Origin of the sequence: Paracoccus binzhouensis, assembly GCF_016446475.1 — a bacterium.
Taxonomy (GTDB): domain Bacteria; phylum Pseudomonadota; class Alphaproteobacteria; order Rhodobacterales; family Rhodobacteraceae; genus Paracoccus; species Paracoccus binzhouensis.
Window position 1 is genome coordinate 1 of record NZ_JAEHFP010000025.1, and the last position, 25195, is coordinate 25195.

Here is a 25195-nt window from a genome sequence, read left to right on the forward strand (position 1 = left end):
CGTGAGGTCATGGGCGGCCAGCGCCGCGGCGCGCGCGCCCCAACCGCCGGCAAAGGCCCGCGCCGCCTCGCCAAAGCCGATCATCGCAATGCCTGGCATCTGTTCTCCCTCCCTGCCATCCACCCGGCGCAGGATGCCATCACGGCGGCATGGTTTCCATCACCTATAGCCAGATCTTATGCCATGGACTGCGTTTCCGATTTGAACCGCGGGCTGCGGCGGCCGACATTGCCGGCAACCGGAACGGAGGAACCCATGTCCAGGACCGCCCTTGTCATATCCGCCCATGCTGCCGATTTCGTCTGGCGCTGCGGCGGCGCCATCGCGCTGCATGCCGAGAAAGGTTATGATGTCACCGTCGTCTGCCTGTCCTTCGGCGAGCGTGGTGAAAGCGCCAAGCTGTGGAAGGAACCGGGAATGACGCTGGATCGCGTCAAGTCGGCCCGCCGCAGGGAATCCGAAAAGGCCGCGCAGGCGCTTGAGGTTCACGACCTAGTCGAATTCGACCTGGGCGATTATCCCTTGCACCTGACGCAGGAAGACAAGTTCCGCCTGGTCGAGGTGATCCGCCGGGTGCAGCCCGATTTCATGCTGAGCCACAGCCAGTTCGACCCCTACAATACCGATCACATGTATGCCACGCAGGTGGCGCTGGAATGCCGGATGATCGCTCAGGCCTGGGGCCACAATCCGGGCGAAAAGGTGCTGGGCGCGCCGCAGCTCTACCTGTTCGAGCCGCACCAGACCGAGCAGATGGGCTGGAAGCCCGACACCTTCCTCGACATCACCCCGGTCTGGGACAGGAAGCGCGCCGCCATCGAATGCATGGAGGGGCAGGAGCACCTGTGGGATTACTATTCCCGCGTCGCCCAGAACCGCGCCAACCACTTCATGCGCAATTCCGGCGGCCAGTCGGGCGGGCGCAAGGCGCTTTATGCCGAGGGCTTCCAGTCGATCTTTCCGCGCACGGTGGATGAATTGTGATGGACCATATTCATGACATCGCCCATCTCGCCCATGTCGAGATGCTGACCGACCGCTTCGAGGACAGCCTGGACTTCTTCACCCGCATCTACGGGCTGAAGTTGTCCGGCCGGGACGAGACCAGCGCGTATCTGCGCGCCTGGGACGATTACGAACATGCCTCGCTGAAGCTGACGCGGGCAGACCGCACCGGCGTCGGCCATATCGCCTATCGCGCTGCCAGCCCCGAGGCGCTGGAGCGCCGGGTGAAGGCCATCGAGGCGTCGGGCTACAAGACCCACGGCTGGATTGACGGCGACCAGAGCCACGGCCGTGCCTTCCGCTTCGAGGATCCCTTTGGCCATGTCTTCGAGATCTATTACGACACCGTCTGGTATCAGCCGCAGGCCGAGGCCGAGCGCGCGGCGCTGAAGAACACCGCCAGCGCCTTCACCGGCGCGGCGCCGCGCCGGCTGGACCACCTGAACCTGCTGGCCTCGGACGTGACCGAGTTCCGCCGCTTCATGGAAACCTGCCTGGGCAGCCGCGTGACCGAGCTGATCCAGCTCGACAACGGCCGCATCGGCGGCTGCTGGTTCACCGTCAACAACAAGACCTACGACCTGGCCTGCACCGAGGAACATGGTGGCGGCGAAGGGCGGCTGCACCACGTCACCTATGCCACCGACCAGCGCGAGGATATCCTGCGCGCCGCCGACATCTTCCTGCAGAACGGCGTGCATATCGAGACCGGACCGCACAAGCATGCCATCCAGGGCACGTTCTTCCTGTATGTCTGGGAACCCGCCGGCAACCGGGTCGAACTGGCGAATGCCGGGGCGCGGCTGATCCTGGCGCCCGACTGGCAGCCGGTGGTCTGGACCGAGGCCGACCGCAGGAAGGGCCAGGCCTGGGGCCTGAAGACCATCGAGACCTTCCACACCCACGGCACCCCGCCGGTGCAGAAAGGCTGAGCCATGGCAAAAGTCGTCCAGAACATCCAGCGCGCCGATCCGGCGGTTATCGCCGGCCTGGCCGAGGCGGGCGTCGCCACCGTGCACGAGGCGCAGGGCCGCATCGGCTGCCTTGCCAGCCACATGCGGCCGATCTGGGCCGGGGCCCGCATCGCCGGCTCGGCGGTGACGATCAGCGCGCCGCCCGGCGACAACTGGATGCTGCATGTCGCCATCGAGCAATTGCGCGCGGGCGACGTGCTGGTCCTCGCCCCGACCAGCCCTTGCGACAACGGCTATTTCGGCGACCTGCTGGCGACCAGCGCCATGGCGCGGGGCTGCCGCGGGCTGGTGATCGACGCCGGCGTGCGCGATGTGCGCGACCTGACGGCGATGGGTTTCCCGGTCTGGTCCAAGGCGGTCAGCGCCCAGGGCACGGTCAAGGAGACGCTCGGCTCGGTCAACGTGCCCATCGTCTGCGCCGGCCAGAGAATCGAGGCGGGCGACGTGATCGTGGCCGATGACGACGGCGTCTGCGTGGTGCGCCGCACCGACGCGGACACCGTGCTGGCAGCCGCCCGCAAGCGCATGGAAGCCGAAGAGGCCAAGCGCGCCCGGCTTGCCGCGGGGGAACTGGGGCTGGACATCTACGACATGCGGCCAAGGCTGGAGGCCAAGGGGCTGAAATATGTCTGACGGCATCCCCTGCCTGTGGATGCGGGGCGGCAGCTCGAAGGCGGCCTGCTTCCTCGCTTCCGACCTGCCCGCCGATCCGGTCATGCGCGACGCGCTGCTCTTGCGGATCATGGGCAGCCCGGATCCGCGCCAGATCGACGGTATCGGCGGCGCCGATCCGCTGACCTCGAAGGTGGCGGTGCTGGCGCCGTCCTCGCGACCGGATGCCGATGTGGATTATCTGTTCCTGCAGGTCTTCGTCGATCAGGCGCTGGTCTCGGATGCGCAGGGCTGCGGCAATATCCTTGCGGCGGTCGGCCCCGCCGCCATCGAGCGCGGGCTGGTCGCCGCGCAACGGGGCGAAACCCCGGTGCGCATCCACATGCTGAACACCGGCGAGGTCGCGCTGGCCCGGGTGCAGACCCCGGCCGGGCGCGTGACCTATGCGGGCCAGGCCGCCATCGACGGCGTGCCCGGCACCGCCGCGCCGATCCCGCTGCTGTTCCAGAACATCGCCGGATCCATGTGCGGGGCGCTGCTGCCCTCGGGCCGGGCGGTGGATGTGATCGAGGGCGTGGACTGCACGCTGATCGACAACGGCATGCCCTGCGTCGTCATGCGCGCCGCCGATTTCGGTCTGACCGGGCAGGAAAGCCGCGAGGCGCTGGACGCCGATGCCGCGCTCAAGGCCCGGATCGAGGCGATCCGGCTCAAGGCCGGGCCGCGGATGAACCTGGGCGAGGTGGCAAAGAAATCCGTGCCCAAGATGGTGCTGGTCTCGGTGCCCGCGCAGGGCGGCACGATCAGCACCCGCAGCTTCATCCCGCATCGCTGCCACGCCTCGATCGGGGTGTTCGCCGCGGTCAGCGTGGCGACGGCCTGCACCCTGCCCGGATCGCCGGCTGCCGGGCTGGCGCAACTGCCGCCGGATGGCCGCTTCCTGGTCGAGCACCCGGCCGGCGCAGCCGAGGTGCTGCTGGAACGGGACGCGCAGGGCCGGGTCACCGCCGCAGGCACCATGCGCACCGCCCGCAAGCTCATGGATGGGATGGTGTTTCCCGCGCCCTAGCCAGAACTTATGCGGGCGGCGTGATTTCGAAATGGGCCGCCCGCCCGCGATCGGCGATGATCGCCCCACCGCCGGCCTGCCGCCAAGGAGGGAGGGCAGGCCGGATCGACAGCAACAGGATGGCAGGATGACCGGCGCGTTCCCGCGTCGCCGGGCCGCTGCCCTCTGCCTTGGGAGGAGACCCATGCAACAATCCGAAACCCTGGAAATCCAGGCCTTCATCGACGAAAGGCGCATGTCGGCGCAGCAATGGCTGCTGACCGCGCTGTGCTTCGCCATCGTCCTTTGCGATGGCATGGACGTGGCGGTGATGGGCTTCCTGGCCCCCGCGATCATCGAGGAATGGGATCTCTCGCGCGCCGCCTTCGGCCTGGTCATGGCCGCGGCACCCATCGGCCTGGCCCTGGGGGCGATCTTCGCCGGCTCGTCCTCGGATTTCTTCGGTCGTCGCCGGGTCCTGCTGGCCTCGGTCTTCGCCTTCGGGGTGCTGACCTGGCTGACGGCCGAGGCGCGGACCCCGGCGCAGATGGCCGCTCTGCGCCTGGCGACCGGGCTGGGGCTGGGGGCGGCGATGCCGAACACGACGACGCTGCTGTCGGAATATGTCCCGGCGCGCTCGCGCTCGTTCCTGCTGGCGACCATGTTCACCGGCTTCAACTTCGGCTCGGCGATCATCGGCTTCGTCGCGGCCTACATGCTGCCGCGCTGGGGCTGGCAGTCGGTCCTGCATTTCGGGGCGGCGATCCCGCTGCTGCTTTGGCTGGCGATGCTGTTCGTACTGCCGGAATCGGCGCGGTTCATGGTCGTGCGCGGCCATCCGGCCGAGAGGATCCGCAAGGTGCTGGCCAGGGTCAGCGGCGCCGACCTGTCCGGCATTGGCCGATTCGTGCTGCAGGAAGAAAGGGTCGCGGCCAGGCAGCCGGTGGCGGCGCTCTTCTCCTCCGCCTTCGCGCGGCGCACCTTCACGCTGTGGGTCTGCTATTTCATGGGGCTTCTGGTCATCTATCTGACGACGAGCTGGCTGCCGACGATGATGCGCAACGAGAGCATGTCCATCGACTATGCCGCGAATGTCACCGCGATGTTCCAGCTTGGCGGGACACTGGGGGCGATTCTGGTCGGGCTGGCCATGGACCGTTTCGGGGCCACGCGCTCGGTCGCCATCGCCTATATGGCGGGCGGGCTGACGCTGATCCTGCTGGGCGTCGGCGGGTTGCAGGCGGCGGTGCTGCCGCTGATCGTCGCGCTGGTCGGCTTCTGCATGAGCGGCGGGCAGACCGGGCTGAACGCCTATGCGCCGAACTGCTATCCGACGGCCATTCGCGCGACGGGCGTAAGCTGGATGCTGGGCGTGGGGCGGCTGGGCAGCATCCTTGGCTCTTCCATCGGCGGGGTGCTGATGGGCTTCGGCTGGAGCTTCACGACGATCTTCTGCGTCCTCGCCATTCCGGCAGGGCTGGCCGCCCTTGCGATCACGCTCAACGGCCGCGATGCGGAACGGGCCCGAGCCCAGGCGATCGGCGGCTGAGACCCGGGCGCTTCCGGCGGGCCGGGCGGAGGCTGCCTGCCGCCGCTTCTCCGGCCTGTCGCCCGGGGCGGCTTGCGCCGCGCTGAAGCGATTGCCTCGCCCAGTTTCGTCGGAAAGGGCTGGCGCATCGGGGTCGTCGAAAGCCCCCGGGTATTTCAACCGGATGCGGCGCTCGATCCGCCCTGGGGGCGAGGAGGGGTCGCAGACGAGGCCGGGCCTGGCAATCTGGCCGGGGCGCAGGGGGCCGCAAGGCTCGGGCCATGTCGATGGGGTGCCCGATGCCGAACGGTCGCGGGTCCCGGAAAAACGGCTCCCCTCGACCGCCAAGGGAAAGGCCCGCCTCGGGTCCGAACCGGGCTGCGTCGCGAAAATACACCAGCGCGGGCCGTTCGAAGCGCGGGCGCGGGCCGCCATATTGCCAAGGCGGGCCGTTTCCCGCATCATCCGTGACCGACAATGGATAGCTTCCCAGAGACGACGCCCCGCGCCCAGCCGCGCCGCGCCCGACAGGCATGCCATCTGGAATACTCAGCACCAGCGGGGCTTTCGGACGATGAGCTATCGGCATTCCATGATCTGCTATACCCAGGGCATCAGTTGCGTGTCGCCGATGCAGTGGCGCGGGCTGGACGGGCTGGTCAGCGTCTATTGGCAGGCCGAAGGCCAGGCCGGCGCGCATGGCTATTACCTGTCGCCGGACCCGCGCATCATGTTCTTCTTCGATGACGTGTCTTCGCATATCCTGATCTCGAACCGCGACGACCAGATGCGGCATAGCGGGCGGCCGATGATGCGGGCGCTCTATGTCCCGGCGGGCGTGCCGATGTGGTCGCGCTTTACCGGCCACCACGTCTTTGCGCATCTGGACCTGCATATCCACAAGGACCGGATGCTGCGCTTCCTGACGCCGACGCTGGGCGCATCGGCGGCGCTGGCCGCACTGCGCCGCCCGGTCGAGATCCAGGACGCCGAGGCGATCCACACCCTGGCCGGGCTTCTGGTCGGAGAGGTCACCCAGCCCTCGCGCCACGGGGTCTTTGCCGAAAGCCTGGTCGGCAGCATCGTGACCGGGCTTCTGGACATTCCGGGTGACGGGGCCGGGCGCGCCAGCGGCGGGCTGACCCCGGCGCAGATGAACCGCCTGGCCGCGCGTCTCGACGCGCAGGCCGATCACCGCCTGACCGTGGCCGAGATGGCCGCGACGGTGGGGCTGTCGGAAAGCTGGTTTGCGACGGTGTTCAAGCAGACCACCGGGCAGACGCCGCTGCAATGGCAGATGGGGCAACGCATCGCCCAGGCACAGAAGCTGCTGGTCGCGACCGATCTGACTGTGGCCGATATCGCGGCCCAGGTCGGCTTTTCCGACCAGGCGCATCTGACGCGGGTGTTCCGTCAGGTCACCGGGGAAACCCCCGCCGCCTGGCGGCGGATGCAGCTGGCCGGGTAGCGGCCCGGCCAACGCAATGGCGGCCGGGCTGCCAGCTTACCAGGTGCGGCGCAGCGTCACCGCGACGGTGCGGCCGGGATTGTAGTAATCCGCCGTGCCCCGCCCGACGACATGCTGCTCGTCCAGCAGGTTGCTGACATTGACGGCCAGGCTGGTGTTGTCCTGCACCTTGTAGGTGAAGGCCGCATCCAGCGTGACCGACGCATCGGCCCTGCCCGTATCGTTCGAGATCGCGTAATAGTAGGAACCGATATAGCGCGCGCCCAGGCCAAGGGTCATGTCGCCGCGGCTTTCATTGCCCGGCAGGGTATAGTTCAGCCACAGCGACGCCATGTGGTTGGGAACCTCGGAGAACTCGTTTCCTTCCACATCCACGCCCCGGATCGGCCCGGACCGCACGACCTCGGACTTCATGTAGGAATAGGACGCGATCAGGTCGAGATTGTTCGCCAGTTCCGCCTTGCCCTCCAGGTCGAAGCCGCGCACGCGCTGCTCGCCGACCAGTTCGCGGGTGATGCTGCCGTCCGGCTGGACCACGGCGACGGTGACATTGTTCTTGCGCAGGTCGTAGACCGAGGCCGAGATCAGCGCATTCGTGCCAAGCGGCTGATATTTCACCCCCAGCTCATATTGCTCGCCGCGTTCCGGCTCGACGCCGATGCCCGGAGGCGCGACGGATTCGACATAGCTGGCATAGGCCGAGATTTCGCTGTTGATCTTGTAGGTCAGCGCGCCGCGGATCGAGGTTTCCGAGAAATCGTCGGCGGAATGCACGCCGTTCAGCGTTTCCTCGATATCCAGCCAGTCGTGGCGCAGGCCCACGGTCGCGACGAGCCTGTCGTTGAAGGACAGGTTCTGCTGCGCGAACAGCGACAGGGTCCTGTAGTCGTTGTCGCGCAGCTCATAGGGCTCGGCCAGCGCGCCGGGCGCGCCCGAATAGGTCGGATCCGCCACGTCGATCGGCGTGTAGGGCCCATAGAACGGGGCGCTGGTGGTCGATGCGTCGCGGAACTCGATGCCGCCCAGGGTGCTGCTGTCGAAGCTTGCGAAGCTGCGGTCGTATTGCAGGACGACATTGCCGATCAGCTCCCTGGCCGTGGAATCGCCGCCGAAATACCAGCGATCCACCATGGTGCCGACACGCGCCGGGTTGTCCGACAGGTAGACATAGCCGAAATCGCTTTTCAGGTCGCTGTAGCGCAGGTTCGCGCGCAGGCTGAGGCCGCTTGCGAATTCATGCTCGAACAGGGCGCTGATGCTCGAGCGCTCCACGTTCTGATAGTTGAAATCCGGCTCGCCGAAGAAGTCGCCGCGGTCGTATTCGCGGTCCAGCGGATAGCCGCCGCTGTTGGGCGTGTTCTCGCGCTTCAGGTAATCCGCGATCACGCTGAGCTTGGTCGCCGTGGTGGGCTGCCAGGACAGGCCACCCATGACGAAGGTGGAATCGTTGCGCGAATGGTCATAGTCCCGCTCGCCGTCCTGCACCTTGGCGGTCAGGCGATAGGCCAGCGTCTGCTCGGCGTTCAGCGTGTCGCCCGCGTCGAAGCCGTATTCCGCGTTCCGCGGCGATCCGATCGAGCCATAGACCTCGCCGAAACGCTCGAAGCGCGGCTGCTTGGTCACGAAGTTGATCGTGCCGCCCGGATCCGAAGTGCCGAAGAGCGTCGAGTTTCCGCCGCGGATGACCTCGACCCGCTCATAGGCATAGGGCTCTTCGCGCGTGGCGCGCATCGAGCCCAGGGTCAGCCCGTCGCGATAGGTCGTCGCCTGGAAACCGCGCACCAGGTAATATTCGTTGCGGTCATCCGTGCCGTAATAATCGGTGTGGATGCCCGCCGAATAGCTCAGCACTTCTTCCAGCGTGGTGGCCCTGCGGTCGCGCATTTCCTTTTCGGTGATGACCGAAACCGAGGCCGGGGTGTCGAGGATGCTGGTCGCCACCTTGCCGCCGGTCCACAGTTCGCTGGCCACGATCGAATTTGCGTCATCGTCGAACGCGCCGCTGGCGTTGATGATGACCGGGGACAGGCGATAGGGCGAAGCCTCGGTGCCCGTCCCGACGGTCTCCGGGGCGGCGGGGTCCTGGGCAAGCGCAGGGGATACGGTCAAGGCGGTGCAGCCCAGCAGAAGGGCGGTCAGGTGGCGGCGCGGGCTGCGCCGGATGTCGTGTGCCATGGATCAAGGTCCCGCTGGATGTTGTCGTTGCTGCTGGCTGCCCGCGGATCGGAGAGGAACCGCGGCTGGCTGGTCCTGGAATGACGTGCGCCCCCCGCAGCTGGCGCTGGGGCAGGGGGCGTGGCGATCATGCTGGCGGCGCTTCTAGGGCCGATGGCGCAAGCCTGTCTTGTAGAATCCCACTTTTTTTGTCGGAATCTTTGGGAAAAAGCGGATCGCCTGTTCGGCACGGGTTGACGCATGCCCGCTTGCGCGGGAAATCCACGGGCGAACCTGCCAGGAAAGGCCATGACGATGCGGATTCTGTGCCCTGTGATGCTGGTCCTGATGCTGACCGCCGCGCCTGCGCTTGCGGATCAGGCCGGGTTTCCCGTCAGCATCCGGCACGCCTTCGGCACCACGACGATCGCGGAGAAGCCGCGGCGCGTGGCGACGGTCGCCTCGGGCAATCACGAGGTGCCGCTGGCGCTCGGGGTGGTGCCGGTCGGCATGGCGGCGGCGAATTACGGCGATGACGATGGCGACGGCGTGCTGCCCTGGGTTGAGGAAAGGCTGGCCGAGCTGGGCGCCGACACGCCGCCGCTGTTCGACGAGGGCGACGGTATCGACTTCGAGGCCGTGGCGGCGACCAAGCCCGACGTGATCCTTGCCGCCTATTCCGGGCTGACCCAGGCTGATTACGACACGCTGAGCCGGATCGCGCCGGTCGTCGCCTATCCGGATTCGCCCTGGACCACCGATTGGCGGCAGATGATCAAGATGAACAGCGCCGGCATGGGCATGGGTGCCGAGGGCGACGCGCTGATCGGGAAGATGGAGGCGCAGATCGCCGACACGCTGGCCTCGCATCCCGCCCTGCGGGGCAAGACCGCGATGTTCGTGACGCATCTGGACACCACGAATCTCAGCGTGGTGAATTTCTATACCGCCAACGACACCCGGGTGAAGTTCTTTCAGGACCTGGGCCTTTCCATGCCGAAAAGCGTCGTGGACGCCACGCAGCCGGGCAGGTTCGCCGGCTCGGTCAGCGCCGAGAATATCGACGCCTTCGAGGATGTGGACATCGTCGTGACCTATGGCAGCCTGCTGCTGCTGGCCGCGATGAAGGCCGATCCGCTGGTCAGCCACATGCCCGCCGTCGCCAATGGCAGCATCGTCATGCTGAAGAACGATCCGGTCGGGAACGCGGCGAACCCGACGCCCCTGGGCCTGTCATGGGTGCTGGACGATTATGTCGCCATGCTGGCCGAGGCCGCGCAGAAGGCCGAATGACCGGGGCCGCGATCCCCTTGCCGCGGCGGATCGCGCGGGCGCGGCTGCTGTGGCTGGCGGCGGTTTTGGCCGCGCTGGCGGCGATCTGCGCGCTGTCGGTGGCCATCGGCACCCGGCAGGTGGGGCTTGACGACATCCTGGCCGGCCTGCGCGGAGAAGTCGGCACGATCGCGCAGGCCGCCGTTTCCGCGCGCATCCCGCGCACGGTCCTGGCCGGGCTGGCCGGGGCCGCGCTTGGCCTGTCGGGCGCGCTGATGCAGGGCGTGACGCGCAATCCGCTGGCCGATCCGGGCATTCTGGGGGTGAATACCGGCGCGGCGCTGGCCGTGGTGATCGCGGTCGCGTGGTTCCGGATCAGCGCCGCGCACAGCTTCATCTGGGTTGCGATCCTTGGCGCCGGCGCGACGGCGGTCTTCGTCTATGCCGTCGGCTCGCTTGGCCGGGGCGGCGCGACGCCGCTGAAGCTGGCGCTGGCGGGCATGGCGACCTCGATCGCCTTCTATTCGCTGGTGGTGGCGGTGATGCTGACGCGCGGCGACATCGCCGGCGGCTTGCAGGCATGGCAGATCGGCGGTGTCGGCGGGGCGACCTTCGCGCGGATGCGGCATGTGCTGCCCTTCCTCGCGGTGGGGCTGCTGCTGGCGGCGGCCTCGGCGCGCAAACTGAACTCGCTGGCGCTGGGGGACGAGATAGCGGCAGGACTGGGCGAGCGTGTCGCACTGGCGCGGGCAACGGCCGCGCTGTCGGCGATCCTGCTGTGCGGGGCCACGACGGCGGTCTGCGGGCCCATCGGCTTTGTCGGGCTGATCGTGCCGCATCTGTGCCGGTTGCTGGTGGGCGTCGATCACCGCTGGCTGCTGCCGTTCTCGGCCCTGACCGGGGCGGCGCTGCTGATCGCCTCGGACGTGGTCGGCCGCGTCATCGCCCGCCCCGGAGAGCTGGACGTGGGCATCGTCACCGCCTTCATCGGCGCGCCCTTCTTCATCTGGATCGTCCGCCGCCAGAGGGTCCGGGAGCTATGATCGCCGATGCCGTCACCGCCGGGCGCCTGCGCCGCGCGCGCTATCGGGGCCGGGTGATCCGGATCGCGCTGGCCCTGCTGCTGGCGGGGTTCGCCGTCACGCTGATGCTGGGCCAAAGCTTTACCCCGCCGCAGGAGGTGCTGCGGGTGCTGGCCGGGCAGGAGGTGCCGGGCGCGTCCTTCACCGTCGGGCAGCTGCGCTTGCCGCGCGCGGTCATGGCGATCCTTGCGGGCCTGTCCTTCGGCCTTGGCGGCGCGGCCTTCCAGATCATGCTGCGCAACCCGCTGGCCAGCCCCGACATCATCGGCATCAGTTCCGGTGCCAGCGCCGCGGCGGTCTTTGCCATCGTCGTGATCGGCCTCGACGGCGCAGCGGTGTCGGTCTTTGCCGTCCTTGCCGGGCTTGGCGTGGCGGGCGCGATCTATGCGCTGTCCTTTCGCGGCGGCGTTGCGGGCACGCGGCTGATCCTGGTCGGCATCGGCGTGCAGGCGATGATGCAAAGTTTCATCTCCTACACGCTGTCGCGCGCGCCCTCGTGGGATCTGCAAGAGGCGATCCGCTGGCTGGCCGGCAGCCTGAACGGCGCGCAGCTGGCCCAGGCCCTGCCGGTGCTGCTGTCGCTGCTGGTCCTTGGCGGGCTGCTGATCCTGCGCACCCGGGATCTGGAGGCGCTGCGGCTGGGCGACGACGCGGCCGCGGCGCTTGGCACCGATGTCGGGTGGACGCGCGCGCTGGTGGTGGTCACGGCGGTCGGGCTGATCGCGGTGGCGACGGCGGTGGTCGGGCCGATTTCCTTCGTCGCCTTCCTGTCCGGGCCGATCGCGGCGCGGATCGTCGGGCCGAACGGATCGGCCCTGCTGCCCGCCGCGCTGGTGGGCGCGGCGCTGGTGCTGGCCGGCGATTACGCGGGGCAGTTCCTGCTGCCCGGGCGCTATCCGGTCGGCGTCGTGACCGGGGCGCTTGGCGCGCCCTACCTCATCTATCTCATCATCCGCGTCAACCGCAGCGGAGGCTCGTTGTGACCGCCCATACCCTTTCCGTGCAGCGGCTGTCGGCCGGATATGGCGACCGGCTGATCCTTGAGGGGCTGGACCTCGACGTGCTGCCGGGCCGGATGACGGCCATCGTCGGCGCCAATGCCTGCGGAAAATCGACATTGCTGCGGTCGATGTCGCGGCTGCTGGCGCCGCGCGGCGGGCAGGTGCTGCTGGACGGCAAGGCGGTCCATCGCATGGCGCCGCGCCGGCTGGCGCAGGTGCTGGGCCTCCTGCCGCAATCGCCTGTCGCGCCCGAAGGGATCACCGTGGCCGATCTGGTCGGCCGCGGCCGCCATCCGCATCACGGCGTCCTGTCCCGCTGGAACCGCGCCGACGATCTGGCCGTCGCCGCCGCGCTGGAGGCCACGCGCACGGCCGATCTGGCCGAGCGCGCCATGGACGAGCTGTCCGGCGGGCAGCGTCAGCGCGTCTGGATCGCGATGGCGCTGGCCCAGGAAACCGACCTGCTGCTGCTGGACGAGCCGACGACGTTTCTGGACATCGCCCATCAGATCGAGGTGCTGGACCTGCTGTCCGACCTGAACCAGCGGCGCGGCACGACCATCGTGATGGTGCTGCACGACCTGAACCTTGCCGCGCGCTATGCCGATCACCTGGTGGCGATGGCGGCGGGGCGGCTGCATGTGTCGGGCAGCCCGGACGAGGTGCTGACGGCGGAGAATGTCCGGGCGGTCTTCGGTCTGGAGAGCCGGATCATCCCGGACCCGATCTCGGGGCGGCCGATGATGCTGCCCATCGGGCGGCACCGGGTGGCAGGCGCCTGACCCGCCGCAGCAGGAGGGGTCGGATCTGCAGGATCGGCGGCGCGCCCGGCCCAGGGTGCCCACGATGGCGCGACGGCCGGAATGCCTGGAAGCGTGCGCCCGATCCAAGCGCAAGACATGGAAGCGGAAGAAGATGTGCGGTCGAAGGCGCCAGCGCGGCCCGCGGCCTGGCAGTGCCAGGGGCCTTGCGAGGGGCTATGAAGGCCGGTTTCGCTTGGCCATACCGGGAAACCCCAGGCTTCCGATGCTTGACCCGACTGCATCCAGGCCCGGCGCGATGCCTCGCCATGATCCCAGCCCGACCGGCGCGCCGGTCCAGACGCTCAAGACGGAACCGCCGCAGTGCATCCGCTTCGTCGAGGATGACCGCGAGCTCAGCGCGGTTCTGTGCTGTTGCTTCACCAAGCAGGGCGATCTGGTCGAGGTCGCGCATGGCGGGCCCGCGATGCGCCGGGCGCTGTCGGGCAGGGGCTTCGACCTGATGGTGCTGGAGATGGGCCTGCCGGGGCGCGAGCACGGCCATGCGCCGGCCCGCGAGTGAAGAAAGGGTGCGATACCGGCATCCTGTTCCTCTCGGCCCCGGCAGGAGGCGCTGGACCGTATCGTCGGGCTTGAAGATCGGCGCCGGCGGTTTCCTGGTCAAGCCCTTCGAGTTGCGCGAGCGTCTGGCCCGGATCCGCGCCATCCTGCGCCGCCTTTCCGCGGCCACGACCAGGCCGCAAAGGCGAGGTGGGCCGGATCGGTTTCGACGGCTGGTTGCTGGACCTGACCGTCAGCTGCAATTGGGCGCCCCATGACTGCTCGGTCGGCGTGATGATCGGCAAGATCCGCCGCAAGATCGGCGGTGTCGGGCCCGAGCCGTGCCGCATCCGCATCATCCGCGGCGCCGGCTGCATGTTCTTGCTCGAGCCCCGATCCGGCGCGGTGCCGGGGCGCAGGCAAGGCCGGTCCAGCACCGCCCGCGCGCTGCCGCCCTCGGCTTTGTCGATGCGGAAATCGCCGCCGCGCCCGACATGGTGCAGGGTGATCCGCGCCCGGTCCCGGGTCGCATCGCGCGCGTTGATCAGCAGGTTCACCAGGGCGGTGCCTCGATAGGATCATCTGTGGACGCCCCGAAGGAAGCAGGAGGGTTTCCAAGCGGCGGGCGCAGATGACCCCGGGATGCCGCGCTCGGCGGCAGGAGCGTCTGCCCGCGTGATCTGTTGGCTGAGCCTGGGGGAAGCCGTGCGTTCGGCCTTTGTGGCCGGATCGAGTAAAGTCAGACAATGCCTCCGCCGCCGGATGCCGTGCGGGGCCTCTTGGCGGCAACGCGGGCGCGATAGCGCGAGGCGCGGAAGGTCGCGACCGGATCGATCGCCGCGCCGGCGCGCAGCCGTGCCATTTGCAGGATCGGCTCGACATCGGTGCGGAAGGCCGCGCGCAGCGTCGCCGCCGCCATCAGCGCATCGTTTTCCGCCCGGAAGCCTTCCAGCGCCGCGCGGTCGACCAGGGAAGCCTGCACGAAGGCGCGCTGGATCTCGCCGGCCGAGACGATCAGGCTTTCGATCGGATCGGTGACATTGTGGCTCTGGTCGATCATATGGGCCAGGTCGAGGCCGGGCGTGCCCTCCAGCTCGATCAACTCATTGAAGACCAGGAACAGGCGGAAGGGCTCGATGGTGCCGCTGTCCAGGTCGTCGTCGCCATATTTGCTGTCGTTGAAATGGAAGCCGCCCAGCTTGCCGGCCCGCACCAGCCGCGCCACGACCATCTCGATATTGACGTTCGGGGCGTGATGGCCCAGGTCCACCAGGCATTGTGCCTGCGGGCCCAGTTCCTGCGCGGTCATCAGGCTGGTGCCCCAGTCCTGCACCACGGTCGAATAAAAGGCCGGCTCATAGATCTTGTGCTCGGAAAAGATCCGCCAATCCTCGGGCAGCCCGGCATAGATCGCCTTCATCGACTCGAGGTAGCGGTCGAATTGCCGCGACAGCGAGGTCTGGCCGGGAAAGTTCGAACCGTCGCCGATCCAGACGGTCAGCGCCCTGGATCCGATGGCCCGGCCGATCTCGATGCATTCCAGGTTGTGCTCGACCGCCTGCCGGCGCGTTGCCGGGTCGGTATGCGAGAGCGAGCCGAACTTGTAGCTGCGCGCCTGGTCCGGCTGGTCCTGGAAGGTGTTCGAGTTCATGGCGTCGAAGCCCAGCCCGACCTCCTCGGCCTTTTCGCGCAGCAATGCCGGGTCTTCCCTGTCCCAGGGGATATGCAGGCTGACCCGCGGCGTCGCGGCGGTCAGCTGGTGGATGGTGCCGCAATCGTCCAGCTTGTCCAGGATGCCGTGCGGCTCGCCCTCGCCCGGAAAGCGGGCGAAGCGGGTGCCGCCGGTGCCGGTCCCCCAGCTGGGAACGGCGACGCCAAAGGACATGGCGCGGGTGGTCAGGGCCTCGATGTCGACGCCGCGGCGCGCCAGGCGGGCGCCAAGGGCCTGGTAATCGGCCTGCAGATCGGCCTCGCGGGCGGCGTTTTCCACCTCGATCACGGTTGTCTCGATCATGGTCGTCACCGGGTGAAAGCCTGGACGTTGCCGGCGTCCACGTTCAGGATATTGCCGGTCGATTTCGCGGAAAGGTCGCTGGCAAGGAAATAGACGGCCTCGGCAATGTCCTCGGGCAGGACCGAGCGTTTCAGCATCGACCGCTGGCGATACATCTCCTCGAGCCCCTCCTTGTCGGTGCCATAGGTCGAGGCGCGCTGGTCCAGCCACTCGCCCTCCCAGATGCGCGAGCCGCGCAGCACGGCGTCGGGGTTCACCACATTGACGCGGATCCCCGCCTCGGCGCCTTCCAATGCCAGGCAGCGGGCCAGATGGATCTCGGCCGCCTTGGCGGTGCAATAGGCGCTGGCATTGGTGCTGGCCGCCAGCCCGTTCTTGGAGGCCACGAAGACCACCGAGCCGCCGATCTTCTGGATGCGAAACAGCCGGAACGCCTCGCGCGAGGCCAGGAAATAGCCGGTGGAGAGGATGTCCATGTTCTTGTTCCACAACGCCAGCGAGGTTTCCTCGACCGGGGCCGAGGAGGCGATCCCGGCATTCGACACCAGGATGTCGATGCCGCCGAATGCGACCGCCGTTTCGGCATAGGCGCGGGCGACCTGGCTCTCGTCGGTGACGTTCATCTGGACCGAGCGGATCATGTCCCTGCCGAAGGCGCCGGCCAGCCCGTCATGCGCGCGCCTGAGGGCATCGGCATCGATATCGGCCAGCATCACGCAGGCGCCTTCGCGCAGGAAACGCTCGGCCGTGGCGGCGCCGATCCCGCCCGCGCCGCCGGTGACCAGCGCCACCCGGCCGGCGAGCGATTTCGGCTTTGGCATCCGCTGCAGCTTCGCCTCCTCCAGCAGCCAGTATTCGATGTCGAAGGCTTCCTGCTCGGGCAGGCCCTGATAGGTGGACACCGCGCTGGCCCCGCGCATCACGTTGATGGCGTTGACGTAGAACTCGCCCGAGATGCGTGCCGTTGCCTTGTCCAGCGCAAAGGTGATCATGCCGACGCCCGGCACCAGATAGACCACGGCATTGGGGTCGCGCAGCGCGGGGCTGTCTGGATGTCTGCAGCGCTCGTAATAGGCGGTGTAATCGGCGCGGTAATCGGCGACGGCCTTTTCAAGGCCAGCGACGGTCGCGTCCAGATCCGGGTTGGCGGGGTCGAAATCGACGACCAGCGGCCGGATCTTGGTGCGCAGGAAGTGATCCGGGCAGGAAGTGCCCAAGGGCGCGAGCGTCTCCAGCATGGTCGAGCCGACAAACTCCAGCACCGCGGGCTGATCGTCGAAATGGCCGACCTTGTGGCGGTCCCGGGAAATCAGGCCACGGATCGCCGGCATCAGCCGGGCGGCGATCTCGCGCCGCTGTGCCGCGGGCAGGGTGGGGCGGCAGGCGCCGCCAAAGGCGGGCCTGCCTGCCGATTTCCGCTCCAGCCATTCGGCCGCTCGGTTGATCACCGACAGCGTGGTCAGATAGCATTCCCTGGCATCATCGGCCCAGGTGAACAGGCCGTGGCTTTCCAGCACGCAGCCCTTGGCCTGCGGGTTCTCGGCGGCAAATCGTTCCAGCCACAGACCCAGTTCGTAGCCCGGCTTCTTCCAGGGCAGCCAGCCGATCTCGTCACCGAAGACCTCGGCCGTCAGCGCCCTGGAATCGACCGAGGCCGCGATGGCGATGATCGCGTCGGAATGCACGTGGTCGACGTGGCGGCGCGGCACATAGGCATGCAGCGGCGTGTCGATCGAGGCGGCCCGCGGGTTCAGCCCGAAGGTGCAATGGGGCAGGTAGCCGACCATCTCGTCCTCATGCTCGGGGCCGCGATACTTGCCCTTCAGCGCACGCAGCCGGTCCATGTAGAGCGTGGCGAAACCATCCATCTGCATCGAGCCGATATCGCCGCCCGAGCCTTTGACCCAAAGCACCTCGACGGGTTCGCCGGTCAGCGGATCGGTCTCGATCACCTTGGCCGAGGTGTTGCCGCCGCCGTAATTGGTGACGCGCTTGTCCGAGCCGAGCAGGTTCGAGCGATAGAGCAGCTTTTCCGATTCGCTCATGGACGCCGCTCTGGTGTCGTCCCACAGGTTTTCCAAGCGGTTGGCGGTCATTGTCATGGTCATGCGATCCTCCCCTTGCGGGCGGCGGCTTGCCGCGCGGTCAGGATGCACATAACCCTGTGGCGGCCTTGTCGTCAATCATTTTCAATCATATTCGATCATAATCATGCATTAATCCAAAGTATTCGATCAAAATTGATTGACAATGCGCGTAAATGATGGAAACTGAGTCGCCAAGGGAGTGAGACATGCTGGAATCCGAGCGCCATCGCATCATTCTGTCCGCCGTGCAGGAACGGCCGGTCGTGACCGTCGCCGATCTCTGTGCGCTGACCGGCGCCTCCGAGGCGACGGTGCGGCGCGACATTGCCCAGCTGCATGTCGGCAAGAAGCTGCGGCGGGTGCGTGGCGGGGCCGAGGCCATCGCACCGCCGCAATTCGCCGGGATCAATGCGCGGCCCTTTGCGGTCGATCAGACGATCAATATCGCTCAGAAACGCGCAATCGCCCAGGCGGCGGTCGAGCTGTGCCAGGATGGCGACGCCATCATCATCAATGGCGGCACCACCACCTTCCAGATGGTGCATCCGCTGTCCACCCGGCGCCTGCAGGTCTTTACCAACAGCTTTCCCATCGCCGAGCACCTGCTCAAGCATTCCAAGAACACCGTGCTGGTTCCGGCGGGTGCCATCTATCGCGAACAGAACATCATCCTGTCGCCCTTCGACGAGGACGGCAGCAACCATTTCTATGCCCGGCTGATGTTCATGGGTTGCCGCGGCCTGGGGCCGCTGGGATTGATGGAGGGCGACCCGCTGCTGGTCCAGGCCGAGCAGAAGCTGATCGACCAGGCCGACGAGCTGGTGGTGCTGGCCGACAGCTCGAAGTTCCGCCAGCGCTCCAGCCTGCTGCTTTGTCCGCTGACGCGCATCCATACCGTTATCACCGATGACGGGATCGAGGACCGCGCCGCCAAGATGCTGGAGGCGGCCGAGATCCGCCTGATCGTGGTTGAGCCGGCAGCGGCATCGAACCGGAAGAAACGCGCCGAGGAGTAGGGCGCGACACCGCTCATAGGGGAGGAAGACATGAGCATCATGGGCAAGATCCTGACCACCGCCGCCGTCGCTGGCGCGCTGATGACCGGCACCGCCCAGGCCGAGAACCTGCGCATCGCGCTGGTGGCCAAGGCGCTTGGCATCGGCTTTTTCGAGGCGGCCAACAAGGGTGCCCAGGAAGCCGCGACCGAGCTCGGCGATGTCGAGATCATCTATACCGGCTCGACCGACACCACGGCCGAGGGCCAGATCGAGGTCATCAACAGCCTGATCGCGCAAAGGGTCGACGCCATCGCCATCAGCGCCAATGACACCGATGCGCTGGTGCCCACGCTGAAAAAGGCCATGCAGCGCGGCATCACCGTCATCAGCTGGGATTCCGGCGTCGCGCCGGCGGGGCGCCAGATGCAGCTGAACCCGTCCTCCGCGCCGCTGATCGGCAACACGATCATCAAGCTGGCCGCCGATCACCTGCCGCCCGAGGGCGGCGAGGTCGCGGTGCTTTCGGCCACCACCACCTCGACCAACCAGAACACCTGGATCGCCGAGATGAACAAGGTCGCGGGCGACTACCCGAACGTCAAGGTGGTGGGGACGGTCTATGGCGACGACCTGGCCGACAAGTCCTATCGCGAGGCGCAGGGCCTGATGCAGACCTATCCGAACCTCAGGGCGATCATCGCCCCGACCTCGGTGGGCATCGTCGCCGCGGCGCAGGCCGTCACCGATGCAGGCAAGATCGGCGAGGTGAACGTCACCGGCCTGGGCCTGCCGTCGGAAATGGCGGGGCACGTCAAATCGGGAGCATCGAAGAGCTTCGCGATCTGGAACCCGATCGACCTGGGCTATTCGGCGACCATGGCCGCCTATCACCTGGCCAAGGGCGACGCCAAGGCCGAGCCGGGCGCCACCATCCCGATCGGCCGCATGGGCGAGATCACGCTGGACGAGAACACCGAGGCCGCCATGGCCGACCCCTTCGTCTACGATGCCGGCAACATCGACCAGTTCAGCTCGATCTTCTGACCGCCGGAATGCCCCCGGTGCGCAGGGCGTGCCGGGGAACCCCGCCTTAAAGGATGTGATCATGCAGGCTGAGTATCGGCCGCAGGACGGCGCGGCCCCGGTGCTGTCGCTGCGCGGCATCGTCAAGACATTTCCCGGCGTGCGCGCGCTCGACGGGGTGCGGCTCGATCTCTACCCCGGCCAGGTGACGGCGCTGATCGGCGAGAACGGCGCGGGCAAGTCCACCATCGTCAAGATCCTGACCGGCATCTACCAGCCCGACGAGGGCGAGATCCTGGTGGATGGCCAGCCCGTCGCCTTTCCCACCGCCCAGGCGGCGGGCGCGGCGGGGGTGACGGCGATCCATCAGGAAACCGTGCTGTTCGACGAGCTGACGGTGGCCGAGAACATCTTCATCGGCCATGCGCCCCGCAACCGCTGGGGCCTGATCGACCGGCGCGCCATGCGCGCCCGCGCCCGCGCCATCCTGGCCGGCATCGGCGCCGATTTGAACCCGGCGGCGCGGCTGCGCGACCTGGGCATCGCCAGCAAGCACCTGGTCGCCATCGCCCGCGCCCTTTCCATCGACGCCCGCGTCGTCATCATGGACGAGCCGACCGCCGCGCTGTCGCACAAGGAGATCGCCGAGCTTTACGAGCTGGTGGACAAGCTCAGGGCGCAGGGCAAGGCGATCCTGTTCATCAGCCACAAGTTCGACGAGATCTTCCGCATCGCCGACCGCTGGACCGTGTTCCGCGACGGCCAGTTCGTCGACCAGGGGCAGATGGAGGATGTGACCGAGGCCGATCTGGTGCGGATGATGGTCGGCCGCCCGGTCGATCAGATCTATCCCAAACGCCCGGCCCGGATCGGCGAGCCGGTGCTGACCGTGGCAGGCTACAGCCACCCGACCGAGTTCGCGGACATCACCTTCACCCTGCGCCGCGGCGAGATCCTGGGCTTTTACGGGCTGGTCGGCGCCGGACGTTCCGAGGTGATGCAGGCGCTGTTCGGCATCACCCGCCCCTCGAAAGGCGCCTGCCGGATCGAGGGCAAGGTGCGGGTCATCCGCTCGACCGCGCAGGCCGTCGATGCCGGCATCGTCTATGTGCCCGAGGATCGTGGCCGGCAGGGTGCCGTGAAGGGGCTGCCGATCTTTCAGAACGTCACCCTGCCGTCGCTGGCGCGCACCAGCCGGGCGGGCTTCCTGCGGCTGGCCGAGGAATTCGCGCTGGCCCGGGAATACACCCAGCGGCTGGACCTGCGGGCGGCGAGCCTCGATCAGGACGTGGCGCTGCTGTCGGGCGGCAACCAGCAGAAGGTCGTCATCGCCAAGTGGCTGGCCACGCGGCCGCGCGTCATCATCCTGGACGAGCCGACCAAGGGCATCGACATCGGCTCCAAGGCCGCCGTGCATGACTTCATGTCCGAACTGGCGGCGCAGGGCCTGTCGGTGATCATGGTCAGCAGCGAGATCCCCGAGGTGCTGGGCATGTCCGACCGGGTGATCGTCATGCGCGAGGGCCGCATCGCCGGCGAGTTCGCGAGCGAGCGCATGACGCCGGAAAACCTGGTGCGCGCCGCGGTCGGCCTGGACCGCGACGCCCCGCGCCCCGGCGAAGGAGAGGCCGCATGAGCCTGCTGAAATCGCGCGAGACCATCCTGGCCCTGGCCATCCTGGCGCTGCTGGCCGCCATCGCCAGCCGCTTTCCCGGCTTCGTCGCGCCGCGCAATCTGGCGCGGGTGCTGACCGATACCTCGCCGCTGATCCTGCTGGCCCTGGGCCAGATGGCGGTGATCCTGACGAAATGCATCGACCTGTCGGTCGCGGCCAACCTGGCGCTGTGCGGCATGGTCGCGGCGCTGATGAACGGGGCCGGGGTGCCCCTGCCGCTGATCCTGCTGGCGGTGGTCCTGCTGGGCGCGGCGCTGGGGGCGGTGAACGGGCTTCTGGTCTGGCGGCTGGGCATTCCGTCCATCGTCGTCACGCTGGGCACGATGACGATCTATCGCGGCTCGATCTTCCTGATGACCGGCGGCGCCTGGATCAACGCCCATCAGATGAGCGACGCGTTCAAGGCATTCCCCCGCACCGTCGTCCTGGGCCTGCCGGTCATGGCCTGGATCGGCCTTGCCGGCATCGCGGCCATGGCGCTGCTGCTGACGCGGACGCCGCTGGGCCGGGCCTTCCATGCGGTCGGCGGCAATCCCCATGCCGCGGTCTATACCGGCATCTCGGTCGGGCGCACGCAATGCGCGGCCTTCGTGCTTTCCGGCGCGCTGGCCGGGCTGACCGGCTACCTGTGGGTCGCGCGCTATGCCGTGGCCTATGTCGATATCGCCGCCGGCTTCGAGCTGGACGTGGTCGCGGCCTGCGTGATCGGGGGCATCGCCATCGCGGGCGGCGCCGGCACCGTCGCCGGCGCGGTCATGGGCGCGCTGTTCCTGGGCATCATCAAGAACGCGCTGCCGGTCGTCGGCATCTCGCCCTTCTGGCAGATGGCGATCTCGGGAAGCGCCATCCTTCTGGCCATCGCCTTCAACGCCGCCAGCCGCCGCGATCCCGGCCGCATCATCCTGAAACAGGCGGAGCATCGGACATGACCACCGCGATCAACGGACGCCACATTCCCGACCGCCTGACCAGCCCCGCCGCCCGCGCGCTGAAAAGCTGGGAGGCGCTCCTGCTGGTCGTGGCCATCGCCATCTTCATCCTGAACGCGCTGGCCTCGCCCTATTTCCTGGATCCGTGGAACCTGTCGGACGCCAGCTTCAACTTCACCGAAAAGGCCATGATTGCCTTCGCGATGGCCATGCTGATCGTCGCCGGCGAGATCGACCTTTCCGTGGGCGCGATCATCGCGCTGGCCTCGACGGTGATGGGCCTGGCGATGACGGCGGGCGCCTCGACCCCGGTGCTGGTCCTGTTGGGGCTGGGGACGGGTCTGCTTTGCGGGGCGTTCAACGGGCTTCTGGTCGCGGGCTTCGGCCTGCCCTCCATCGTCGTGACCATCGGCACGATGAGCCTGTTTCGCGGCGTCAGCTACATCGTGCTAGGCGACGGCGCCTTCACCGGCTATCCCGAGAGCTTCGCATGGTTCGGGCAGGGCTATGTCTTCTGGGTCGTCACGGTCGAGCTGGTGATCTTCGCCTTGGCCGCGCTGGTCTTCGGCATCCTGCTGCACCGCACCAGCTTCGGCCGCATGGTCTATGCCATCGGCAACAACGCCACCGCCGCGCGCTTCTCGGGCATCCGGGTGGAGCGCATCCGCTTCGTCCTGTTCCTGCTCACGGGGCTGATGAGCGGCATCGCCGCGATCTGCCTGACTTCACGGCTGGGCTCGACCCGGCCCTCGATCGCCGCCGGTTTCGAGCTCGAGGTGGTGACCATCGTCGTGCTGGGCGGGGTCAGCATCCTGGGCGGCTCGGGCAGCGTCCCGGGCGTGGTGCTGGCGGCGCTGGTGATGGGGCTGGTGACCTTCGGCCTCGGCCTGCTGAACGTGCCCGGCATCGTCATGTCCATCGTCACCGGGGCGCTGCTGATCTCGGTCATCGCCCTCCCGCGGCTCTGGGCCATGGCGCGGAGGCGGTGATGCAGAAACATGCCTTCCGCATGATGCTGAAGCCCGGCATGGCCGAGGAATACCGCCGCCGCCATGACGCGATCTGGCCCGAACTCGTCGCTTTGCTGAAGCAGGCGAGGGTGCAGGATTATTCCATCCATCTCGACCCCCAGACCAATGCGCTGTTCGCGGTGCTCTGGCGCCCGGACGATCACGGCATGGACGATCTGCCGGCGCATCCGGTGATGCGGCGCTGGTGGGCGCATATGGCCGACATCATGGAAACCCGTCCCGACGACGAGCCGGTGGCGGTGCCCCTGATCCCGATGTTCCACCTGCCATGACCCATATCGCCGTCATCGACATCGGCAAGACCAATGCCAAGCTGGCGCTGGTCGATGGCGGGACGCTGGCCGAGATCGCCGTCGTCACCCGTCCGAACCGCCCCTTGCCCGGCCCGCCCTGGCCGCATGTGGATCTGGAGGGGCATTGGCGCTTCTTCCTGGCGCATCTGGCGGCATTCCAGGCCGAGCATGGCGTGGATGCGATCTCGATCACCACCCATGGCGCGGCGGCCGTGCTGCTGGATCGGCGGGGCCGGGTGGCGGCGCCGATGCTGGATTACGAACATTCCGGGCCGGATGCGCTGGCGGCGCGCTATGACGCGATCCGGCCGGATTTCGCGCTGACCGGCTCGCCCCGGCTGCCGCTGGGGCTGAACCTCGGCGCGCAGCTTCACTGGCTGCTGGCCACCGATCCCGATCTTGCCGGGCGCGTCGCGCATGTCGTGACCTATCCGCAATACTGGGGCTGGCGGCTGACCGGCGAGCTGGCCTCGGATGTGACCTCGCTGGGTTGCCACACCGATCTCTGGGATCCGTGGCAGGGCCGTTTCTCGCCGCTGGTCGAGCGGCTGGGGCTGGCCGGCCGCTTCGCCCCCGCGCGCCGTTCGAACGAGGTGCTGGGCGGGTTGTCGCCCGAGGTCGCGGGCTGGACCGGCATTCCCGCCGACACCCCGGTCGCGGTGGGGATCCACGACAGCAACGCCTCGCTTTTCCCGCATGTGCTGGAGCGACAGGCGCCCTTCGCCGTGGTTTCGACCGGAACCTGGGTGGTGGCCATGGCGGTGGACGGCACGGGCGAGCGGCTGGATCCGACGCGCGACGTCCTGGTCAATGTCAACGCGCTTGGCCGGCCCGTGCCCTCGGCCCGGTTCATGGGCGGGCGCGAGTTCGAGATCATCCGCGCCGGCAGCAGGGCCCGGCCTTCCGACGCGGACCGCGCCGCCGTGCTGGATGCCGGCCTGATGATCCTGCCGGCGGTCGAGCCGGGCTCCGGCCCGTTTCAGGGTCGCGAGGCGGAATGGATCGGCGCCCCCAGGGGCGCGGGGCAGCGCATGGTCGCCCTGTCCTGGTATCTGGCGCTGATGACGGCGACCTGCCTCGATCTGATCGGCGCCCAGGGGCCCACGATCGTCGAGGGCCCCTTCGCGCGAAACGGCGATTTTCTCGACATGCTGTCGGCCTTGCGCGGCGAGGGGGTCGAAACCGCGGCCTCCGCCACCGGCACTGCGGTCGGCGCGGCCCTGCTCTGCCTGCCCGATGCGGCGGCCGCGCAAAGCAGGCCACATCCTGCGCCCGCCAGTGCCGGGACGCTGCGCCGCTATGCTCTCGAATGGTCCGAAAGGGCGAATCTGCCGACACCAGCCGGCACTCCGGGACGGTGATCGCTGTTTCCTCCGCGGATTGCTGTCGCGCGCCGGGATCCGCTCCGACTGGACGGATCCGCTCTGCATAGTTGGCCACGAAGAAGGACCGGCATGGCAAGGACGCGAGACCGGCCGGACGGGATCGCCAGGAGGATCGCCAAGAGGCCGCGGCGGGTTGACCTGCCGCCATCGCAAGATCGCCGAACGTCCGCGCAGCCGGGCGGGCTGGTTTGCTGCGGGAAGGCGGCAATCCGGAGTTTGCCCGGCGCCGCCTTGGCCGGCACCGCTCCGGCGGTCCCGCGCCGCCCGCCATTGCCGCCCGTGCTGGAACATGGCCCGGGCTTGGGCTGTCGGGGC

Annotated in this window: 22 protein-coding genes; 19 read left to right on the forward strand and 3 right to left on the reverse strand. The window is 68.0% G+C overall.

Features of this window, described 5'->3' with window-relative positions; all coding sequences use genetic code 11:
- The first annotated feature begins 255 nt into the window (after positions 1-255).
- From I9P22_RS08280 to I9P22_RS08305, 6 genes are all read left to right on the forward strand, one after another.
- A complete protein-coding gene (locus tag I9P22_RS08280) occupies positions 256-984 on the forward strand; it encodes a PIG-L deacetylase family protein (RefSeq protein WP_199259040.1) in 729 nt (242 codons plus the stop codon).
- Complete coding sequence (locus I9P22_RS08285; RefSeq protein ID WP_199259042.1) at positions 984-1937, forward strand: VOC family protein; 954 nt, start codon at positions 984-986, stop codon at positions 1935-1937. Before I9P22_RS08280 ends, I9P22_RS08285 begins: the two co-directional genes overlap by 1 nt.
- A gap of 3 nt (positions 1938-1940) precedes the next feature.
- Positions 1941-2612, forward strand: coding sequence for a 4-carboxy-4-hydroxy-2-oxoadipate aldolase/oxaloacetate decarboxylase (locus I9P22_RS08290; protein WP_199259044.1), 672 nt, complete (start codon positions 1941-1943; stop codon positions 2610-2612).
- On the forward strand, positions 2605-3660 hold the full coding sequence (locus tag I9P22_RS08295) for a 4-oxalomesaconate tautomerase (RefSeq protein ID WP_199259046.1): 1056 nt from the start codon (positions 2605-2607) through the stop codon (positions 3658-3660). The genes I9P22_RS08290 and I9P22_RS08295 overlap by 8 nt, the downstream gene beginning before the upstream one ends.
- Positions 3661-3844: 184 nt before the next feature.
- The gene (locus I9P22_RS08300; protein ID WP_199259048.1) at positions 3845-5188 is read left to right on the forward strand and encodes an MFS transporter; all 1344 of its coding nucleotides are present in this window, start codon (positions 3845-3847) and stop codon (positions 5186-5188) included.
- Positions 5189-5741: 553 nt separating this feature from the next.
- Positions 5742-6635: a helix-turn-helix domain-containing protein gene (locus I9P22_RS08305; RefSeq protein ID WP_199259050.1), complete on the forward strand. Its 894-nt coding sequence runs from the start codon at positions 5742-5744 to the stop codon at positions 6633-6635.
- Positions 6636-6671: 36 nt separating this feature from the next.
- On the opposite strand, the gene I9P22_RS08310 is transcribed toward I9P22_RS08305, so the two are convergent.
- Complete coding sequence (locus I9P22_RS08310) at positions 6672-8810, reverse strand: TonB-dependent siderophore receptor (RefSeq protein WP_199259052.1); 2139 nt, start codon at positions 8808-8810, stop codon at positions 6672-6674.
- A 288-nt stretch (positions 8811-9098) separates the two neighbouring features.
- Between I9P22_RS08310 and I9P22_RS08315 the strand changes: the two genes are divergently transcribed.
- The 6 genes from I9P22_RS08315 (at position 9099) to I9P22_RS08340 (ending at position 14021) form a co-directional block, all read left to right on the forward strand.
- Positions 9099-10082 carry an iron-siderophore ABC transporter substrate-binding protein gene (locus I9P22_RS08315; protein WP_199259053.1) on the forward strand — a complete coding sequence of 328 codons (984 nt, stop codon included), beginning with the start codon at positions 9099-9101 and terminating at the stop codon, positions 10080-10082.
- Positions 10079-11104: a FecCD family ABC transporter permease gene (locus I9P22_RS08320; protein ID WP_199259055.1), complete on the forward strand. Its 1026-nt coding sequence runs from the start codon at positions 10079-10081 to the stop codon at positions 11102-11104. Before I9P22_RS08315 ends, I9P22_RS08320 begins: the two co-directional genes overlap by 4 nt.
- Complete coding sequence (locus I9P22_RS08325) at positions 11101-12126, forward strand: FecCD family ABC transporter permease (protein ID WP_199259057.1); 1026 nt, start codon at positions 11101-11103, stop codon at positions 12124-12126. The genes I9P22_RS08320 and I9P22_RS08325 overlap by 4 nt, the downstream gene beginning before the upstream one ends.
- Positions 12123-12926, forward strand: coding sequence for an ABC transporter ATP-binding protein (locus tag I9P22_RS08330; RefSeq protein ID WP_199259058.1), 804 nt, complete (start codon positions 12123-12125; stop codon positions 12924-12926). The genes I9P22_RS08325 and I9P22_RS08330 overlap by 4 nt, the downstream gene beginning before the upstream one ends.
- A gap of 277 nt (positions 12927-13203) precedes the next feature.
- The gene (locus I9P22_RS08335; protein ID WP_199259059.1) at positions 13204-13467 is read left to right on the forward strand and encodes a response regulator; all 264 of its coding nucleotides are present in this window, start codon (positions 13204-13206) and stop codon (positions 13465-13467) included.
- A 215-nt stretch (positions 13468-13682) separates the two neighbouring features.
- Positions 13683-14021 (forward strand): helix-turn-helix domain-containing protein, encoded by a 339-nt coding sequence (locus tag I9P22_RS08340; RefSeq protein WP_199259060.1) that lies wholly within the window; start codon positions 13683-13685, stop codon positions 14019-14021.
- A gap of 163 nt (positions 14022-14184) precedes the next feature.
- Here I9P22_RS08340 and rhaI read toward each other — a convergent pair whose 3' ends face one another.
- Both rhaI and I9P22_RS08350 read right to left on the reverse strand, forming a co-directional pair.
- Positions 14185-15459: an L-rhamnose catabolism isomerase gene (rhaI, locus tag I9P22_RS08345; RefSeq protein WP_199259061.1), complete on the reverse strand. Its 1275-nt coding sequence runs from the start codon at positions 15457-15459 to the stop codon at positions 14185-14187.
- A 5-nt stretch (positions 15460-15464) separates the two neighbouring features.
- On the reverse strand, positions 15465-17567 hold the full coding sequence (locus I9P22_RS08350; protein ID WP_408635172.1) for a bifunctional rhamnulose-1-phosphate aldolase/short-chain dehydrogenase: 2103 nt from the start codon (positions 17565-17567) through the stop codon (positions 15465-15467).
- 185 nt (positions 17568-17752) lie between these two features.
- On the opposite strand from I9P22_RS08350, the gene I9P22_RS08355 reads away from it, so the two are divergent.
- The 7 genes from I9P22_RS08355 to I9P22_RS08385 all read left to right on the forward strand — a co-directional run bounded on the left by I9P22_RS08355 (position 17753) and on the right by I9P22_RS08385 (position 24856).
- Positions 17753-18562 (forward strand): DeoR/GlpR family DNA-binding transcription regulator, encoded by an 810-nt coding sequence (locus I9P22_RS08355; protein ID WP_199259062.1) that lies wholly within the window; start codon positions 17753-17755, stop codon positions 18560-18562.
- Between the two features lie 39 nt (positions 18563-18601).
- Entirely contained in the window at positions 18602-19588 is a 987-nt protein-coding gene (rhaS, locus tag I9P22_RS08360; protein ID WP_408635173.1) for a rhamnose ABC transporter substrate-binding protein, read from the forward strand.
- A gap of 61 nt (positions 19589-19649) precedes the next feature.
- Positions 19650-21203, forward strand: a complete 1554-nt coding sequence (locus I9P22_RS08365; protein ID WP_199259064.1) for a sugar ABC transporter ATP-binding protein — start codon at positions 19650-19652, stop codon at positions 21201-21203.
- On the forward strand, positions 21200-22171 hold the full coding sequence (locus tag I9P22_RS08370) for an ABC transporter permease (RefSeq protein WP_199259065.1): 972 nt from the start codon (positions 21200-21202) through the stop codon (positions 22169-22171). Before I9P22_RS08365 ends, I9P22_RS08370 begins: the two co-directional genes overlap by 4 nt.
- Positions 22168-23160 carry an ABC transporter permease gene (locus tag I9P22_RS08375; protein ID WP_199259066.1) on the forward strand — a complete coding sequence of 331 codons (993 nt, stop codon included), beginning with the start codon at positions 22168-22170 and terminating at the stop codon, positions 23158-23160. Before I9P22_RS08370 ends, I9P22_RS08375 begins: the two co-directional genes overlap by 4 nt.
- Positions 23160-23474 (forward strand): L-rhamnose mutarotase, encoded by a 315-nt coding sequence (locus tag I9P22_RS08380; RefSeq protein WP_199259067.1) that lies wholly within the window; start codon positions 23160-23162, stop codon positions 23472-23474. Before I9P22_RS08375 ends, I9P22_RS08380 begins: the two co-directional genes overlap by 1 nt.
- Positions 23471-24856 carry an FGGY-family carbohydrate kinase gene (locus tag I9P22_RS08385; protein WP_199259068.1) on the forward strand — a complete coding sequence of 462 codons (1386 nt, stop codon included), beginning with the start codon at positions 23471-23473 and terminating at the stop codon, positions 24854-24856. The genes I9P22_RS08380 and I9P22_RS08385 overlap by 4 nt, the downstream gene beginning before the upstream one ends.
- The last annotated feature ends 339 nt before the right edge of the window (positions 24857-25195 follow it).